Here is a 16,950-nt window from a genome sequence, read left to right on the forward strand (position 1 = left end):
ATTATGGCGTGAGCCTTCTTTCGAAATTCAAGCTAATATGGAGAAGACAGCTCCTATCCACCCAAAGTTATTTTGATTTCTATCACGTTTTCCTTAGCATTTATAGTCAATAATAGTTAATATTTGTTGCTAATTAATAGCTTAAGGGTTAATTACTTTTAAGAAAACTAATTCAATTTTTGTAAAAGCAAATTAAAAATAATAAAAATCAAAATTGCAACGGCAAACCAAAAAACTATAAACGGTTGAAAAAAGGATGATTAAATAGTAATAATTTTTCCAAAAATAAGTGCCAACAATAGTATGGCTTATGGTTAATGAATGGAGCGAGCGCTTGATCATCTGAGTTGCTCGAAAGTATTTACTTTAATTTAAATAGTTTTAAAGAGTAAGTAAGAGTAAGTAAGTTTTTTAAAGGAGGTAGACCATGAAACGTCTTGTGGTATGTTGTGATGGCACATGGCAAGAGTTATCAAGTACTTACCCAAGCAATGTGGTTAAGATTTCTCAGGCAGTTAAACCATTGGGTAGTGACGGAGTTTCACAAATCGTATTCTACGATGAGGGAATTGGCACAGAAGACTCTCTCAAGAGCAAGCTTTTCGGTGGGGCTTTTGGCAAAGGGATTGATACCAATATCCAGGATGCTTATCGCTTTCTTTGCCTGAACTACGCCCCTGGTGACGAAATCTACCTGTTCGGTTTCAGTCGTGGGGCTTACACCGTGCGCAGTCTCGCTGGAATGATTTATAACTCAGGCTTGCTATCTCGGATTGAGATCGATAAAGCTCCGGAAGCCTACGAAATGTACCGCTCTCGGGATATCAAGCCTAATCACCAACAAATGGTAGCATTCCGCGAAAAATACGGAGAAAGTGTCCCCATTACCTTGCTTGGCTGCTGGGACACCGTTGGTTCCCTTGGTATCCCTAATTTATCTCCCTTTTTGCGGTTTGACAAAAGGGTTAACAAGAGGTATAGATTCCACGATACCTCTTTGAGTCCGATTATTGAGCATGGGTTGCACGCTGTATCCATTGATGAGCAGCGCAAAGTCTTTGACGTCACGCCAATGGACAAAAGCCACCTTTCCCAAACCCAGGTTGTTCGTGAAGTATGGTTTCCAGGGGTTCACGGCTCCGTCGGTGGTGGCTCCCAGGAGCAGAGCGGCTTGTCCGACGGCGCACTGCAGTGGATGATCGAGTCAATCGGCAAGATCGGTCTTGGTCTTGAGTTTGACCCAAGCGCAATTCCCACTGGTATCAACCTTGACTATGAAATTGATTTCAACAATGATCTGGGTCTATTCAAGTTCACAGGGCGCAAGCTACGGGAGATTTCTGATAACTTTGATGACCTTCATGAGAGTGTAATAGAACGCTGGATGAGGCGGCCCGATTATCGACCGAGCAATCTGGCTCAAAAGCACGGCTCCAGACTAAATCAACTATTAGAACAGAAGCAACAGAAGTAGAATAATGATGTCAATTTTGGTTGACTAGTCAACAGCTAATAATTAGTAATTTGTTATTTGAATAAAATTGTGAAGTATGAAGTATGAAGTATGAAAAATAAATTTTCAATTTTTAATTTTAGAGTTATCAACAAAAACTTGTTTTGAAACCCGAATCAGTTTATAGGGACCAAGACTAGCTAAGGTAGTATATTGCTCAGGTTTTAGCTTGGCTTTCTTTAGCCTTTTATTCCTAGCTAACATCAAAACTGAGGGAGGTGAAGGCTGAGTCACTGCTATTTCTTTCATGTAATTTCGTGCTTTTTTACCTTTGCTCATGTAGGTGACGGGTTGCTGGGTGTAAAAAACTACACTGGGTTTTTTGAAACCAATCATAATCAATTCTTCTGACGATTGCTTTTCTTGAACAGCAATGGCAGATAATTGCCGTAGGGGTAATTGACGCACTTGATCCACTAATAAGAAAGTCGGGGTCAACACGACAATAAGAAAGGCTAAAAATCCCACTAGGTTGACTATCCATAGCCCAAACAACCAACGTCGCCACAGCAACAGTGCTGCTAGAATAGCAGTTAAACTCCAAATAATACCTCCCCTCACCATTAAGCCGGATTCTTGCAACTGCTCCGGTAAGTTGGGTGCTGCTGGTCCACTACCGATATATTCCGGAGCCAAGAAAATAGCAGTGGCAAGGGCAATTAACAACAAGAGGTTAAATAGGCTACTGAGTAGCATGGATGGGGAAAGGGGCAGAGGGCTAGACCAGGAAAGGTTACTAGTATGGGTGAGTTGGTCACTCCACAATAAAGCCAAAAGAATGGCGGCAGCTGGAATTAGGGGTAGAACATAGCTGGGTAGTTTAGTGGCAGCAATGGTAAAAAAGCCGAAAATCCCTACAAACCAGAACAGAGCAAATAAACCCAAATGAGTAGAACGGGGTGAGTTACGCCACCGCACCCGCCGCCAAAATTTTAGTCGTGCGATCGCAAAGGGTAAGTAGCTCGACCAAGGGGCAAAAGCTACCAGTACTACTGGAAAATAAAAATACCAAGGCCCAGCGTGGCGGTTAACGGTGCGAGTAAAGCGTTGAATATTGTGATATCCAAAAAACGAGTCGATATAGGCTTGCCCATTGGCTAGGGTTACTAATAGATACCAAGGTAGTGTCAGAGCCAAAATAATCAAAATGCCTCTAAATAAGCACATTTCCTGCAATACTTCCCTGCCATTGCCCAGGTAAAGCAGAAAACCACCAATAATTAGTGTGGGTAGAACGATACCGACTGGTCCTTTGGTAAGGATAGCTAGAGCAATGAGCACATAACAGGCTAGGTACCAACGGCAAGGGTATTTGTGAGGGGGTGAGGGGCTTTTAGCAACAGTTGTTTCGCTGTTTCCGAGCTCCTGTGCTCCTGTGCTCCTCTGGTTTCGATGGGCATACCCTAGAAAAAAGGTTAGTAATGCACCCCCTACACAGCCGCTGAGTAGCATATCTGAGACACCAGTTCTTGCCCAGATAATGGTTTGAAGATTCACTGCCATCAGGGTGGAACCAATCCAGGCACAGATCCACAACTGCCGCTGGAGATAGGAAGGGTTGATTTGGCTATCCCTGTGCTGAGTAGAATCTAGATCAGGGGTAAAGCCAGCAGGACGGGAAATCCCATAATATCGTAGGGTGTAAAAGCCTAATCCAGTTAATGCGATCGCACTCAGGGCTGACGGCAGTCTTACTGCCCATTCATTCACCCCAATCAACCGGTAACCAATTGCCATCAACCAGTAGATTAGGGGTGGTTTATCAAAGCGAGTCTCACCATTGAAATAAGGGGTAATCCAGTCACCTGTAACCGTCATCTGGCGAGCGGCCTCAGCAAACAAGGGTTCAGTTTCATCTACTAAACCGATGTTGCCCAAATTCCACAAAAAAGCTAGCCAGCTGATCAGGAGTAACCACAGAATAGAAAGTGTCCATAGGGTGGTGGGATGCTGTTGCCAAGATTGCCACCAATTTTTAAACCTATTAGTTAATTTAAACTTCATCAATGGGCTAGGGGGTGATTGAGGTCTAGCAGGCTATCATGAGTCCAAAAGGGATAGCATGGTCTACAGGTGTGTTATTCTTGTTTAAATGAGTGTAGTAGATGCAGAATACCCGTCTTAATAATTTAGTTGATTTTTTATCGACGCGGCTGGGGCTATGGTTTGCTAATCCCTGGCGACGCCTGTCCATGATCCTGATTAGCTTTCTGTGTGGCTTCTTGGTAGGACAAGGCCTGTGTACTACAGCAGGAACTGGCCAGGAATTGATACTATCTGGGATGTTGATTATTTTTACAGAACCACTTAGCTGGTTGATTTATAGCGGTAAATTTCCAAAAGGTAAATCAAATCAAACCGTTGACCGGGTTTCATGGTTGGCCGATCTAGTCAATTGTTTTAAAATTGGTGTGGTATACAGTATGTATTTAGAAGCGTTCAAGCTTGGCTCTTGAAATAGTAATCAGTTATTAATCAGTTAGTAATCAGTTTGTAATCACTATCACTGCTGAATCCTTAGAAGGGAGATGTCCCATGCAACTACTGACTGAGAAACGATAAATGAGAAGAGATACCAAGAGCGTTGGTCCAATTCTAGAGCAGTGGGTATCAGGACAAAAACCAAATCCCCTTGAATGTCAGCAACTGTTGGCTGAGGAACTGGCTGATCACCAAAAGGCAAAGGCGTTTGGCATCACAGAGGATAATGGTGAACAGGTAATCCAAGCGCGATCGCATTTGTTTGAGATAGTCTACCCAGATATTCTCGCTCTACCGTATTTTGAAACTACTCCTGAAACACAGCAAAAGACTCTCTTATGCCTCTGGAACCTCTGGCTTCCTTTAGCCATGGCGTTGGTATCCTATCGTAAACAGTTGGGACGTCCTTTGATTCAAGGCATATTAGGAGGGCAGGGCACTGGGAAAACGACTCTAGCCGCAGTCTTAAGTGTGATTCTCCACAAGCTAGGCGAACGCACTCTCAGCCTGTCTATCGATGACCTCTACAAAACCTACAAGGAGCGACAACAGCTTCAAGAACAAGACCGCAGGCTGATCTGGCGTGGTCCCCCTGGAACTCATGATGTTGAGCTGGGTTTACAGCTATTAGACCAATTACGATCCCCTTCCTCTACCCCAGAAATCCTCGTGCCTCGGTTTGATAAGTCAGCTTTTGGGGGGGCTGGAGACCGAATCACTCCAGAGGTGGTCGAAAGTATTGATATTGTATTGTTTGAAGGGTGGTTTGTTGGGGTTCGACCCATTGAGCCAGAGGTGTTTGATGGCTCCCTTCCAGAACCGATTCAGACCCTGGAAGACCGAGAGTTTGCTCGGGATATGAATCAGCAACTGAGGCTTTATGTACCCCTCTGGGAACGATTAGACCGATTGATGGTACTCTACCCTACTGACTATCGCCTCAGTCAGCAATGGCGACTACAGGCAGAGAAACAGATGATTGCTCAGGGTAAGTCAGGGATGGGAGATAGACAAATTAGAGATTTTGTTAACTATTTTTGGAAAGCTCTCCATCCAGAATTATTCATTACACCCCTGACTAGAAGCCCAAATCTAGTAGACTTGGTGGTTGAAATTAATTATGACCACACACCTGGTGTGATTTATTCACCAGGGGATGCTGGTTAGCATGGATCCAACAAGCGGGTGATCGGACTCGAACCGACGACGTCCAGCTTGGGAAGCTGACATTCTACCACTGAATTACACCCGCAATCCTTTAACTAATATTTAACTATTATTTAACTATCATTGGTATTGTAGCACTTCTTAATTGGGTCAGGTACTTGACCCAATTAAGAAGTGCTAAATGAAGTCCCCTTAAATACCTATCATAAAGAAGATTGAGAGGGAGATGGGGCAGATTTTTATTAAGGTTAATTACCTCGACAGGATCTCCTCGGGGCTTTCAGCTTAGCTAGCTTTTTGGTAAGCTGTATACAAATATAAGCGTTCCCCATTGCTGCTGATATAGCGCCCAAGGATTACCCAGTTTAGATCTGAGAGTTTAGATCTGAGGCGTTAACCCTAAGCGACCGATACAAAAGGTTAAACTACCAAAAATTGAATTCTACCAAACTAGTAAAACTAAGCCAGTGTCATGGGAATACTGGAATAAGTCTTAGCATTTAAGTCAATCAAAAATCATGTTTAACACCACTGAAATTCTAATTAACGCCTTTGTTATAAGACTCCGGGAAGGCTACCGCCGAACTTACGGGGGACTCAACCCTGACAACGAAGATATAATTGCTTGGGCTGGCAGCATGGCGATGGAAAATATTGCCAACAGTGATGCGCTCTATCACGATGTGGAACACTCCATTCTAGTTACCCTCGTCGGACAGGAGATTTTGCGAGGCAAACATATCCGTGAAGGTGGTGTAACTCCTGATAAGTGGTTACACTTTATCATTTCTTTGGCATGTCATGATATTGGCTATGTTAAAGGAGTATGTCGCCAAGACCGAGAAAATGAACGACTCTACGCTACTGGTCAAAATGGGGAGATGGTTCATTTACCCCAAGGGTCTACCGATGCTGCTCTGACTCCTTATCATGTCGATCGGGCAAAATTATTTATTGATGAGCGCTTTGGTGGTCACAACCTGATTGATGCCGAGTTTATCAAGCGCAACATTGAACTGACTCGTTTCCCTGTGCCGAAGCAAGGGGATCATCAAGATACAGGTAACTATCCTGGATTGATTCGCGCCTCTGACTTGATTGGTCAACTGAGTGACCCACGCTATCTCAAAAAAACTACTGCTTTGTTCTATGAGTTTGAAGAAACTGGATTTAACAAAGCCATTGGATACCGCCATCCTGGAGATCTGCGGGAAGGCTACTCTAAGTTTTACTGGAATGGGGTATATCCTTATATTCAGGATGCCTTACGTTACCTATCCTTAACTCAGGAAGGTAAACAAATTACGGCTAATCTCTTCTCCAATGTGTTTGTGGTTGAACACTCAGAAAATCATAATGGAATGGTGAAAATGACACAAAAAATTAATGTATAGCAGTTACCAATGGTGTGAGGTACTTAGGGAATAGGGTTTTAGGGAACAGGGAATAGGGAATAGGGAATGGGAAATAGGGAATAGGGTTTTAGGGAATAGGGTTTTAGGGAACAGGGAATAGGGAATGGGAAAACGGGAATAGGGAAAAAATCATGTGTACCTCATTACTCTGAAAAATGCTATATAACCAGAAGCTATTAAAGGTAAAGGCTTCCCGGTGAACGGTGTTGGGTCAAGGGTGTTGGCTCAAGGATGGTTGCACCAGATTTCGATACCATCTTATTAGTATGGGGTATGGGCTTGCACATAGCTAATGCACGGACGCCCATACTAATATCCATGCTTTTAAGACCTATACTAAGTAAACGCGAGGTGCTTTTCGCCCTTTCGGAGTCAGAATCCTATGAACTGGTGGCAAAAACTTACCAAGAACCCTCTCGCCCGTTTTGGGGCATTGCTACTATTGACGTTTTATCTAATTGTCATTGCAGCAGATGTTGTTGCTCCCTATGATCCTTATGTGTCTCAGCCAGATGGTTCCCTGCTACCACCTACCAAGATCTACTGGCGTAACCAGCAAACCAAACAGTTTATTGGTCCCCATGTCTATCCCACAACCCAAGGACCAACGGATTTAGAGACAGGCGATCGCAAACTAAATGTAGACTGGCAGAAGCCGTCGCCAGTTGGTCTATTTGTTCCAGGTCGGGAGTATAAGTTGTTTGGAGCGATTCCCTTCAACCGTCACCTGTTCGGTACGGTGGGTGAGGGTAAGATTAATCTATTAGGTACCGATGAGCAAGCTCGTGATCAGTTTAGTCGCTTGGTGTATGGGGGTCGGATTAGTCTTAGTATTGGTCTAGTGGGAATTGCAATCTCCTTTCCCCTTGGTCTAATCATTGGGGGAATTTCCGGCTATTTCGGCGGTTGGGTAGATGGGATCATCATGCGTCTGGTAGAAGTTTTGATGACTATTCCTGGTATTTACCTACTCGTCGCCTTAGCTGCTGTGCTACCACCTGGTCTAACTAGTGCCCAACGGTTTTTGTTAATTGTTTTGATTACCTCGTTTATTAGCTGGTCTGGCTTAGCACGAGTGATTCGAGGACAGGTGTTATCGATTAAGGAGCGGGAATTTGTCCAAGCTGCCAAAACTATGGGAGCCAATCCCTTTTATATAATTGTACGGCACGTTCTGCCCCAGACAGCTTCCTATGTGATTATATCAGCAACCTTGGCAGTTCCTGGTTTCATTGTGGCCGAGTCGGTACTGAGTTTAATTGGGTTGGGAATTCAGCAACCGGACCCGTCCTGGGGAAATTTGTTGTCTTTGGCAACCAATGCCTCAATCATCGTGCTACAGCCTTGGTTGATTTGGCCCCCAGCACTGCTGATTATTCTGACGGTGTTGGCATTTAATTTACTTGGGGATGGGTTGCGGGATGCTCTCGATCCCAGAAGTTTACAGCGCTAGCTATTGAAATACTCAAGGGGATGGGTCGAGTCTGGAAAAATCCTTTTTTTCTGGGTTCAATCATCAGCCTTGCTCCCCTTGAGCGATAACCCTTACCACAATAGTCCGAAGGCAATATTTATTATGTCTGTGAATAACTATTACACCCTTGGTCGTTCTGGATTGCGCGTCAGTCGCCTAGCTCTTGGAACAATGACTTTTGGCACTGAGTGGGGCTGGGGAGCAGACCGTACAACCGCCAAAACCCTATTTGATGATTATGTTGAAGCAGGTGGTAACTTTATTGATACCGCCGACCTTTATACCAATGGGACGAGTGAAACTTGGTTAGGAGAGTTTATTGCTGAGCGTAATTTGCGGGACTTGATGGTGATTGCTACCAAATTTTCCTACAACGGAGAACCTGGCAATCCTAATGCTGGGGGCAATGGACGTAAAAATATTATGCGTGCAGTGGAAGGGTCGCTCAAGCGTTTAAATACTGACTATATTGATCTCTATATATTACATACCTGGGATAGAATTACGAGCGCTGCAGAGGTGATGCGTACCCTAGATGATCTAGTTCGCTCTGGTAAGGTGCGTTATATTGGTCTTTCTGATGTTCCTGCTTGGTATGCTTCTCGTGCGCAAACTATTGCGGAGTTAAGAGGGTATGAAACGTTATCCACGCTGCAATTAGAATATTCCCTGGTAGAACGGAATATTGAAAATGAGTTTGTCCCTTTTGGTACAGAACACGGTATGGGAATTATGGTGTGGAGTCCCCTTGCTAGTGGTTTACTCAGTGGTAAATATCGCCCTAGTGAAGATGGTGGCATGGGTGAAGGTCGCTTAGAAGCGATGAAAGAGTCAATTAATCCAGCTTTTCAAAAGTTTAGCGATCGCAATTGGAAAATTGTGGCAGAGTTAGAAGCTGTAGCAACAGAGGTAGGACGCAGTATGGCTCAAGTAGCAGTAAATTGGGCGGCTAACCGACCTGGTATTGCTTCGGTGATTATTGGTGCGACTAAACCCCATCAGCTTCAGGATAATCTACAGGCATTAGATTTTACCCTGAGCGAGGAGCATTTAATGCGTCTTAATCAGGTAAGTACTCCAGAATTAAAATTTCCCTATACTTTCTTTGGTTCAGAAATGCAAGCCATGCTTCATGGTGGGGTAACCGTGGGTGATAAACCTAAAAACTACTATCCCGTAATTGAGACTAGCGGTGGGGGTGCGGGTGTTGATAGTGATGCTGAATAAATGGTAGTGATAAATAGGTAGTGACCCCAAATTATTGGGGTCTTAAATAAGTAACTTTTTATAGCAATGGAAGTATAGTTTAGGACATACTATTCTAGTGTAAAGGGAGCAGGGAGCAGGGAGCAGGGAGTAGGGAGCAAGTAAAAGAAATATCTCCTAAGCTTTGCTTCGACTGCTATAGTAAAATTGAGATTTTAAAAAACATACAAAAATTAGTTTTTTATAAATAAAATGCTTAGGGTTTGATTAGGCAATCAATACATGTTTATAACTACAGGTTTGGCAACGATAAATACTGTAAAAAATACCTAGTTTCGATAAAAAAAATATTTTTTGTTTCTTTATAATCATCGACAATTCCTTGTCTGTTTCTTTACAGTCCATGTGGCAAGACAGTAGCAGTTAGAAGAGACATACAGACTGGGGACATGAAAGCATTATCAGTGGCAAGTGTTACGGCACCATCTAATCTACCCAAGGAGTCACCTCCTCAAGAGTATCGGAGTGAGTATCCCTTCCGGACACTACTTTATCTCTACCGCCAAGACCTAGGTAAAATCGGACTGTCGATGGCGGTGTATGTGATCAAACACAGTCCGGAATGGATCAGACCATTGGTGATTGCTAATGTAATTGATATTATTGCCAACCCAAGCACTCACCCACTGTCGGAGTTATGGATTAATGGGGCTATCCTAGGGATTTCTGTAGTGCAAAATATCCCCACCCATTACTTACACATCCGGTTTATGAGTCTCGCGACTCGCAACATGGAGTCGAATCTGCGCTCAGTAATCACCCAGCAGCTGCAACTGCTTTCGATTGGGTTCTACAAAAATAACAGCAAGGGAGCACTACAAACCAAACTCTTGCGGGATGTGGAACAAATTCAAGGGTTGGCGACAACCCTGTTCCAGTTTGTCCCTTCTGCTGTGCTAACTATCTTAGTAGCAATTGTCGCTACTGCTATTCGTGCTCCTTGGTTCCTGCTGTTCTTCCTGGGAACTGTCCCAGCGGCTGTGATTTTGATCTCGGTACTCAGAGGACCGATTCGCGATCGCAATTCTGCTTTCCGACAACAACTAGAAGAAATGGCAGCTAGCTTAATCGAGATGATTCAGCTAATCCCAGTCACACGAGCTCATGGTGCTCAACAGACTGAGATAGAAAGGATTGATGGCAAGTTAGTGACGGTCAAACAGGCAGCGGTGCGACTTGACTCGATTAACGCCATCACCGATTCCTCTTCTTGGGTAACCCTACGGTTATTCAGTCTGGTTTGCTTGATCACCTCAGCCTGGTTAGTCTATACCAAGCAATGGTCAATCACAGTGGGGGATGTGGTGTTACTGACCGGCTATTTTGATTCCCTGACTAACTCGATAGTGCAAATTTTAGCTGTATTGCCACAGATTGGCAAAGGTTTTGAATCCATTCGCTCAGTGGGTGAAATTATCGAGTGTCCTGACCTAGAGCGCAATCCTGGTAAGATAGCTCTGCAACAGGTGCGTGGTGAATTCACCTTTGAGTCCCTTAGTTATAAGTATCCCGATACGGAACAGTTTGCCATTCAAGACTTTTGTCTACAGGTCAATCCTGGGGAAACCATTGCCATCGTCGGACCATCCGGAGCCGGAAAATCTACCTTATTAAGTCTGATTATTGGTTTTATGGCTCCCACGACCGGAAGAGTTTTACTAGATGGTACAGATATGAGTAGCCTCGACCTACAGACCTATCGGAAATTCCTGTCAGTGGTTTCCCAGGAGACTATCTTATTTGAAGGTACGGTGCGAGAGAATATTGTGTACGGCAGTAAACAATTGGATGAAGAGCAGTTAATCAAGGCGATTCAGGATGCCAATGCTTTAGAATTTATTCAGGAATTGCCCTCGGGACTTGATACTCTAATTGGGGAAAATGGGGCAAAACTTTCTGGTGGTCAACGGCAACGATTAGCGATTGCTCGTGCTTTAATTCGTAATCCACGGGTGTTAGTTCTCGATGAAGCAACATCGTCTCTAGATACTGCTTCGGAAGCTTTGATTCAGGACGCTTTGGAACACTTGATGGAAAACCGCACAACGTTTGTGGTAGCTCATCGCCTGTCAACGATTCGGAAAGCTGACCGGATTGTAGTTATGGAACGAGGGCATATTGTAGAAGTTGGCAATCACGCTCAACTGCTGGCGAAACATGGAACCTATACACAATTACATTCATTACAGATCTAGCAGTTATCAATGGGGTGAGGTACTTTCATTATGGGTTTTAGGGAACAGGGAACAGCGGATCTGGGAACAGGAAAAAAAACCTGTGTATCTCATAGCTATGAGAAATGCTATATCACTCAGGCAAATCACCAAACTGTTCTCGATAACGAGCTAACAATGACTCCATTTGAGATAATTGCTCCTGAGCTTGTTCCTTTTGCTGACATTCTTGTTCGGCTCGTTGCTTTTCGAGTTCGGCTGCTTCAGTAGGGGTAGGAACTAGTTGTCCTTCTGCGGTAAACCAACGTAATTTTGAGTCATAAATTCCCAAATATAGTGCCAACTGTTGACTCCACAACCAACCTTCTTGATTAGGCTCAAGTTCGAGATAACAACCATCTACCAAGTGGAAGCCCTTCAATTCCAGGGTGTTGGGGTCAAACCAGAAATAGTCGGGAGTACGGAATGTATCCTGGTAGATTTGTTTCTTTAATCCTCGGTCCGTATCTGCCGTGGTAGGGGAAATAATTTCTACAATCACATTCGGATACTTTCCCTCTTCTTGCCACACTACCCAACTGTTCCGAGGTTTGCGCTCAGTTTGCAGCACCACAAAAAAGTCAGGCCCACGAAATTCTTCAGACTTACGTTGTCGAGGACTGTAATAAATAGTCAGATTTCCCGAGACATAGAAATCATCACGCTCATCCCACAACCACTCTAGGCATTGGATGAGTAGGGTCATTTGTAGTCGATGTAGATCAGTTTCCAAAGGTGGTTCGTCACTGAGTAAATCCCTAGGGGGGAATATAACATCTTCCGGTACAGTTGTTGCAATTTCTGTTGGATTTTTTAATTCTTGAGTCAAAGACATCGCGGCTAGGGTCTAATAAGTAGGTGGTACTTATTAGTCTAGATTATCATCATTATATCCAGTCAAGTAATATCTGAACAAAGTTGAAAAATTATCAATCTCTGACTCTTAACCATTAGGCGTTGCTTAATAATGGAGCAACGCCAACCATTATTAAGCTAATAAATGATTACAGCGTTTTTATTCACTATCAGCTACACCTGTTTCCTTTGCTATAGCTGATAGCTGAATGCTTATAATTTAGCATTAGCTTTTTTTTTTATCCTAAAATTACTCCCGGAAAAAAAAATTTAGAAAAACCCTTGACAATTATAACTATAATCATTACAATAATCATTGTAAGCGAAATTTAGTTTTTTACTCATGTCTACAGACTTTATTCCGAATCACGACAATAATCTAAAAAAACAACGTATTAAGTACATTAAGGGCTCTCCTGAAGCAGTAATTAAGACTATTTACGGCCTTTCTGCACTGGGGTATGGGTCGGTTTCCGACTGGAGCCCTTTGCAAGCAACCGGCATTCCGGGGCAAGTAATTAGTTTTGCAACCAAGTATCAAACTTGGCGTTAATAGGTTAAATTTATGGGGGGGTTTCCCCCCTGGTATGGTCCGGTAGGATCACATCCGGATTGATTCGGAAACTGATAGACATGACATAACGTTTACAGCATTGATATAGCCGTGGATAGTATTTCTACGGCTATTTTTTTTGTAAGCATTTAGCTATCAGCTATCAGCTATCAGCTATCAGCTAATGCGCTACGCGAACAGCTATCGGCTTACAGCAAATTTTGCCCCCCTAGCCCCCCAAATTTGGGGGGAAATTGAGTTAAAGTCCCCCGCCCCCCTAACCCCCCAATTTTGGGGGGAATTAGCGGATGCTTCGCTTTTTGATAGTCGGGGATTTAGGGGGCTTGCAGCTAAAGGTAGTGAGGTCAATTCATCTGAAAACGGCTGTATGATTGGGGCTACACCTATGGTGGGCAGTGCCTAGTAACGGGTTTTGTCAGCTGATCTGTATTAAGCACTGCCCACCCTACATCAACTAAAATCAATTAAATTGATCGTAATGACCACCTATTGCAAAAATATAAACATAGTTATCATCAAATTTGTAAATAAGGCGATCTTTTTGAGAAATTCTTCTTGACCACAACCCCGATAAATTATGTTTTAACGGTTCAGGTTTTCCCATTCCTTTAGCGGGATCGTATCTCAGCATTTCTTTGATGATTTTACAAAGGGTTTGATGGAGTTTTTTGTCTTTTTTACGAAGTTCTTCGTAAATCTCCCAAGTTTTGCCCTCAAATACTAAGTATCTCATCTAGTTCTTCCTGATTGGGAGAGTAGCCTTTATTTTGGGTATGGGTAGCTTGAGAACGGTTAATCTGTTCCATTAAATGGCTATTTTGTAATACATACAATGTTTCTTGTTGTTGTTCCCAATCTTCGGCACTAATAATAATAAAGTCTCCCTGATTGGGATCGGTGATTTTGAGGGGAGTATGTTGATTAATGACTTGTTTAATAAAGTCTTGAATGTTAGTCTTAAATTGCTTGATAGGAATAGAGTTCACGGTTTTTTCCTCATTTATACTTAAGTATAGCAGGTTAATATTTCCTTGAGTTGCTTGTAAGCATTTATCTCAAGTCCGGTTGAATACCGATAATAAAAGTGTATCGAAGGCAGCTTTGCTGAAGTAAAAGAATAAGGTTTCAAGGGAATGGTGCGATGCGCTACGCGCAGCCAAAGGCGATTGACCGTAGGTCACGCTTGGCCTACGGCCTCAGCTTCCGCTAAAAGCGATCGCGTTTAGGGGTTCCAAACGAGCATCGCAACGGTGGCACGGCAGCAAGGTTATGAGTAGAGGGTATGTGCTCACTATGATGTAAACCTAGGAGTTTTTTTCTTATCAAAGAAAATTAGGATTTTTTTTATATTATCAAATAAAAATTGTGCTCTTTTTACTCTATTGCATTTTGCCTCTTGCCTGCATGACTTTTACCGCAACAAGTCTATTGACATTCCAGATACAAACACTATAGTAGTTTATAGTAATAAGCGAGGCAGCATTTACCTTAAAATAAAATGAATTGTGATAATTTTTGTTTCCTACTCCCAATTGCCTTTCCTATATATATCGTTTTTCATAACTATGAGGTGCATAGGTGCGCTTTCCGTTGGTGACTTAAATTTGCAAACAGAAAGCGCACCTTTACAAATATGAAATGCATCCCACTATTAACGGTTGACATGACCACACATAAAAAAACGATAAACCCACAACAACCCAGTAGTAAAACTCAAGGTGTAACACAATTATCAACTAGACCAAAAACAAGGTCTGGTAAGGTTATTAATGAACTCCTTATCAACATATGGGAGCCCTTGGATCAGCTTGGAAAAGCTTTAATAGGTAACCTCTGGCGAGATGTCTATTTAACAATTCAGGATGCGATTGGTTTTGGTATCCTATACGTTATTTTCGGCTGGATATTTCATTGGATAACTAAAGAAAATTTTACAAGCTTTGATCAATGTTGGAATACCTGGAGCGTTTGGGAAGTAAACCGCTACTTCTGCCTTGTTGTTGTTTTGCTCAAGGGGTGACAAGAAAGCTGTAAACTAGAGAGAATAGGGGTTTAAGCCAGCCCAAGACTTACAAAAATCAGGGGGCGTTCGTGACCCCCCCACAATCATATATGTTTCCTCAATTCTACCAGACTGTCTTCGAGACTCATCTGACTCCTTGCCAATATCTGACTCTACAATTGCTAATTTTGCTATTGCAAAGTCATCGTAATGTCCGTTTATCTTGCTTAGCCAACCTGTTCCCACAACCGATAAAATATGAAAGTCGTGTTCGGAATATTCAGAGGTTTTTGAATTTACCTCAGTTAAGTGCTAAGCTCTTATGGTTTCCTATTATCAAGCAAATTTTAAAACAAGAGTTTCGTCCTCATATCTCTAATCGAAAACAGATAAGACGAAGGAAAAAGCTGAAGCTCATGCATCAAGGATATCTGCTATTAATCCTCGATAGAACTCAATGGCAAGACCGGAATTTAATGGTGTTAAGCTTAGCTTGGGGTCATCATGCAATTCCTGTATATTGGCAACTTTTACCAAAACGAGGGAACAGCAGTTTGCCAGAGCAAAAAAAAGTTATAACTCCGGTCTTAAGGCTATTGCGTTCTTATCCTGTACTCCTATTAGGAGACCGAGAATTTCATAGTGTCCAACTGGCTAAGTGGCTGGNCCCCCCCACAATCATATATGTTTCCTCAATTCTACCAGACTGTCTTCGAGACTCATCTGACTCCTTGCCAATATCTGACTCTACAATTGCTAATTTTGCTATTGCAAAGTCATCGTAATGTCCGTTTATCTTGCTTAGCCAACCTGTTCCCACAACCGATAAAATATGAAAGTCGTGTTCGGAATATTCAGAGGTTTTTGAATTTACCTCAGTTAAGTGCTAAGCTCTTATGGTTTCCTATTATCAAGCAAATTTTAAAACAAGAGTTTCGTCCTCATATCTCTAATCGAAAACAGATAAGACGAAGGAAAAAGCTGAAGCTCATGCATCAAGGATATCTGCTATTAATCCTCGATAGAACTCAATGGCAATACCGGAATTTAATGGTGTTAAGCTTAGCTTGGGGTCATCATGCAATTCCTGTATATTGGCAACTTTTACCAAAACGAGGGAACAGCAGTTTGCCAGAGCAAAAAAAAGTTATAACTCCGGTCTTAAGGCTATTGCGTTCTTATCCTGTACTCCTATTAGGAGACCGAGAATTTCATAGTGTCCAACTGGCTAAGTGGCTGGAGGAGAGGAATGTAGACTTTGCTTTACGTCAGAAAAAGGGCACTTGTATTCAAGATGATGATGCTGTTTATCGACCCCTCAAAGATTTAGGAATTCAACCGGGATTTTCTCGATTTTACTCAAATATTTCTTGCACAAAAGCCCATCAGTTGGGAAACTTTAATCTAGGGGCTTATTGGAAACGTCAATATCGGAGTCGAGCAAGTAAAGAACCTTGGTATATTCTCACAAGTCTTGATAGTCTTCCACGGACTTTATCCTGCTATCAGGCTCGATGGGGTATTGAAACTATGTTTCGAGATTTAAAAACTGGAGGTTATAATCTCGAAAATACAAAGGTTAGTGAGCGTCGCTTAAAAGCCATTATTTTGCTCATTTCCATCGCTTATACTTTGGCAACTTTACTTGGAGTTGCTTTAAAAAATCTGGGAGTGAGTGAGTATATTTGTCGTCCCACCGAATCAGAACGTTCAACGGAGCGACATAGTTTTTTTTGGATGGGATTGCACGGTCCCGATTGGATTCAATCTCTCAAAATTTGGTCGGATTTAGCCAAATCTCTGATGAGTCTCAAACCTCACAAATCTCTCTATTTCAAGCGGGGACTTAACGCTAAGTCCCTTATCCAGAGTGCTTTGTAGCCTTGTTGTCACCCCTTGAGGTTGTTTTGTTAGCTTTTAGCTCCTGTATTACCTTATGTGGTCGAATCCTCAAACGCTTATTAAAAGATATGATTAATCTATGACGCTA

At 42.6% G+C, this 16,950-nt stretch carries 14 protein-coding genes, 1 tRNA gene and 1 pseudogene; 11 read left to right on the forward strand and 5 right to left on the reverse strand.

Going from position 1 to position 16,950, the window contains the following annotated elements; all coding sequences use genetic code 11:
• Positions 1-427: 427 nt before the first annotated feature.
• Positions 428-1,474, forward strand: a complete 1,047-nt coding sequence (locus BJP37_RS31815; protein WP_075904976.1) for a T6SS phospholipase effector Tle1-like catalytic domain-containing protein — start codon at positions 428-430, stop codon at positions 1,472-1,474.
• 105 nt (positions 1,475-1,579) lie between these two features.
• On the opposite strand, the gene BJP37_RS31820 is transcribed toward BJP37_RS31815, so the two are convergent.
• Positions 1,580-3,517 carry an ArnT family glycosyltransferase gene (locus tag BJP37_RS31820; RefSeq protein ID WP_075904978.1) on the reverse strand — a complete coding sequence of 646 codons (1,938 nt, stop codon included), beginning with the start codon at positions 3,515-3,517 and terminating at the stop codon, positions 1,580-1,582.
• Between the two features lie 101 nt (positions 3,518-3,618).
• On the opposite strand from BJP37_RS31820, the gene BJP37_RS31825 reads away from it, so the two are divergent.
• Together BJP37_RS31825 and BJP37_RS31830 are read left to right on the forward strand one after the other, a co-directional pair.
• Positions 3,619-3,969: a DUF565 domain-containing protein gene (locus BJP37_RS31825; RefSeq protein WP_075904980.1), complete on the forward strand. Its 351-nt coding sequence runs from the start codon at positions 3,619-3,621 to the stop codon at positions 3,967-3,969.
• A gap of 106 nt (positions 3,970-4,075) precedes the next feature.
• The gene (locus tag BJP37_RS31830) at positions 4,076-5,161 is read left to right on the forward strand and encodes a glycerate kinase (protein WP_075904982.1); all 1,086 of its coding nucleotides are present in this window, start codon (positions 4,076-4,078) and stop codon (positions 5,159-5,161) included.
• 13 nt (positions 5,162-5,174) lie between these two features.
• On the opposite strand, the gene BJP37_RS31835 is transcribed toward BJP37_RS31830, so the two are convergent.
• Positions 5,175-5,246: transfer RNA gene (locus BJP37_RS31835), tRNA-Gly, on the reverse strand.
• Positions 5,247-5,679: 433 nt separating this feature from the next.
• Here BJP37_RS31835 and BJP37_RS31840 point away from each other — a divergent pair.
• The 4 genes from BJP37_RS31840 to BJP37_RS31855 all read left to right on the forward strand — a co-directional run bounded on the left by BJP37_RS31840 (position 5,680) and on the right by BJP37_RS31855 (position 11,511).
• On the forward strand, positions 5,680-6,555 hold the full coding sequence (locus tag BJP37_RS31840; protein ID WP_075904984.1) for an Npun_R2479 family HD domain-containing metalloprotein: 876 nt from the start codon (positions 5,680-5,682) through the stop codon (positions 6,553-6,555).
• Between the two features lie 403 nt (positions 6,556-6,958).
• Positions 6,959-8,029: an ABC transporter permease gene (locus BJP37_RS31845; protein WP_070396027.1), complete on the forward strand. Its 1,071-nt coding sequence runs from the start codon at positions 6,959-6,961 to the stop codon at positions 8,027-8,029.
• 123 nt (positions 8,030-8,152) lie between these two features.
• On the forward strand, positions 8,153-9,277 hold the full coding sequence (locus tag BJP37_RS31850) for an aldo/keto reductase (protein ID WP_075904986.1): 1,125 nt from the start codon (positions 8,153-8,155) through the stop codon (positions 9,275-9,277).
• A 428-nt stretch (positions 9,278-9,705) separates the two neighbouring features.
• The gene (locus BJP37_RS31855; RefSeq protein ID WP_081431404.1) at positions 9,706-11,511 is read left to right on the forward strand and encodes an ABC transporter ATP-binding protein; all 1,806 of its coding nucleotides are present in this window, start codon (positions 9,706-9,708) and stop codon (positions 11,509-11,511) included.
• A gap of 112 nt (positions 11,512-11,623) precedes the next feature.
• Here BJP37_RS31855 and BJP37_RS31860 read toward each other — a convergent pair whose 3' ends face one another.
• The gene (locus tag BJP37_RS31860; RefSeq protein WP_075904989.1) at positions 11,624-12,364 is read right to left on the reverse strand and encodes a Uma2 family endonuclease; all 741 of its coding nucleotides are present in this window, start codon (positions 12,362-12,364) and stop codon (positions 11,624-11,626) included.
• A gap of 363 nt (positions 12,365-12,727) precedes the next feature.
• Between BJP37_RS31860 and BJP37_RS31865 the strand changes: the two genes are divergently transcribed.
• Positions 12,728-12,937: a hypothetical protein gene (locus BJP37_RS31865; RefSeq protein WP_075904992.1), complete on the forward strand. Its 210-nt coding sequence runs from the start codon at positions 12,728-12,730 to the stop codon at positions 12,935-12,937.
• A 481-nt stretch (positions 12,938-13,418) separates the two neighbouring features.
• On the opposite strand, the gene BJP37_RS31875 is transcribed toward BJP37_RS31865, so the two are convergent.
• Together BJP37_RS31875 and BJP37_RS31880 are read right to left on the reverse strand one after the other, a co-directional pair.
• Positions 13,419-13,691, reverse strand: a complete 273-nt coding sequence (locus BJP37_RS31875; protein ID WP_075904996.1) for a Txe/YoeB family addiction module toxin — start codon at positions 13,689-13,691, stop codon at positions 13,419-13,421.
• Positions 13,672-13,944 carry a type II toxin-antitoxin system Phd/YefM family antitoxin gene (locus BJP37_RS31880; protein ID WP_075904997.1) on the reverse strand — a complete coding sequence of 91 codons (273 nt, stop codon included), beginning with the start codon at positions 13,942-13,944 and terminating at the stop codon, positions 13,672-13,674. The genes BJP37_RS31875 and BJP37_RS31880 overlap by 20 nt, the downstream gene beginning before the upstream one ends.
• 677 nt (positions 13,945-14,621) lie before the next feature.
• Here BJP37_RS31880 and BJP37_RS31885 point away from each other — a divergent pair.
• The 3 genes and pseudogenes from BJP37_RS31885 (at position 14,622) to BJP37_RS31890 (ending at position 16,841) form a co-directional block, all read left to right on the forward strand.
• Positions 14,622-14,978: a hypothetical protein gene (locus tag BJP37_RS31885; protein ID WP_143727894.1), complete on the forward strand. Its 357-nt coding sequence runs from the start codon at positions 14,622-14,624 to the stop codon at positions 14,976-14,978.
• A gap of 92 nt (positions 14,979-15,070) precedes the next feature.
• Positions 15,071-15,625 (forward strand): annotated as a pseudogene (locus BJP37_RS43025) (transposase family protein); the annotation flags it as partial.
• A gap of 19 nt (positions 15,626-15,644) precedes the next feature.
• Positions 15,645-16,841 (forward strand): IS4 family transposase, encoded by a 1,197-nt coding sequence (locus BJP37_RS31890; protein ID WP_075905001.1) that lies wholly within the window; start codon positions 15,645-15,647, stop codon positions 16,839-16,841.
• The last annotated feature ends 109 nt before the right edge of the window (positions 16,842-16,950 follow it).

Source organism: Moorena bouillonii PNG, from assembly GCF_001942495.1.
GTDB classification, from domain to species: domain Bacteria; phylum Cyanobacteriota; class Cyanobacteriia; order Cyanobacteriales; family Coleofasciculaceae; genus Moorena; species Moorena bouillonii.

Coding starts and splice junctions, on each gene's coding strand:
- BJP37_RS31815 (WP_075904976.1), top strand. CDS start 428: ATGAAACGTCTTGTGGTATGTTGTGATGGCACATGGCAAGAGTTATCA.
- BJP37_RS31820 (WP_075904978.1), bottom strand. CDS start 3,517: ATGAAGTTTAAATTAACTAATAGGTTTAAAAATTGGTGGCAATCTTGG.
- BJP37_RS31825 (WP_075904980.1), top strand. CDS start 3,619: ATGCAGAATACCCGTCTTAATAATTTAGTTGATTTTTTATCGACGCGG.
- BJP37_RS31830 (WP_075904982.1), top strand. CDS start 4,076: ATGAGAAGAGATACCAAGAGCGTTGGTCCAATTCTAGAGCAGTGGGTA.
- BJP37_RS31840 (WP_075904984.1), top strand. CDS start 5,680: ATGTTTAACACCACTGAAATTCTAATTAACGCCTTTGTTATAAGACTC.
- BJP37_RS31845 (WP_070396027.1), top strand. CDS start 6,959: ATGAACTGGTGGCAAAAACTTACCAAGAACCCTCTCGCCCGTTTTGGG.
- BJP37_RS31850 (WP_075904986.1), top strand. CDS start 8,153: ATGTCTGTGAATAACTATTACACCCTTGGTCGTTCTGGATTGCGCGTC.
- BJP37_RS31855 (WP_081431404.1), top strand. CDS start 9,706: ATGAAAGCATTATCAGTGGCAAGTGTTACGGCACCATCTAATCTACCC.
- BJP37_RS31860 (WP_075904989.1), bottom strand. CDS start 12,364: ATGTCTTTGACTCAAGAATTAAAAAATCCAACAGAAATTGCAACAACT.
- BJP37_RS31865 (WP_075904992.1), top strand. CDS start 12,728: ATGTCTACAGACTTTATTCCGAATCACGACAATAATCTAAAAAAACAA.
- BJP37_RS31875 (WP_075904996.1), bottom strand. CDS start 13,691: ATGAGATACTTAGTATTTGAGGGCAAAACTTGGGAGATTTACGAAGAA.
- BJP37_RS31885 (WP_143727894.1), top strand. CDS start 14,622: ATGACCACACATAAAAAAACGATAAACCCACAACAACCCAGTAGTAAA.
- BJP37_RS31890 (WP_075905001.1), top strand. CDS start 15,645: ATGTTTCCTCAATTCTACCAGACTGTCTTCGAGACTCATCTGACTCCT.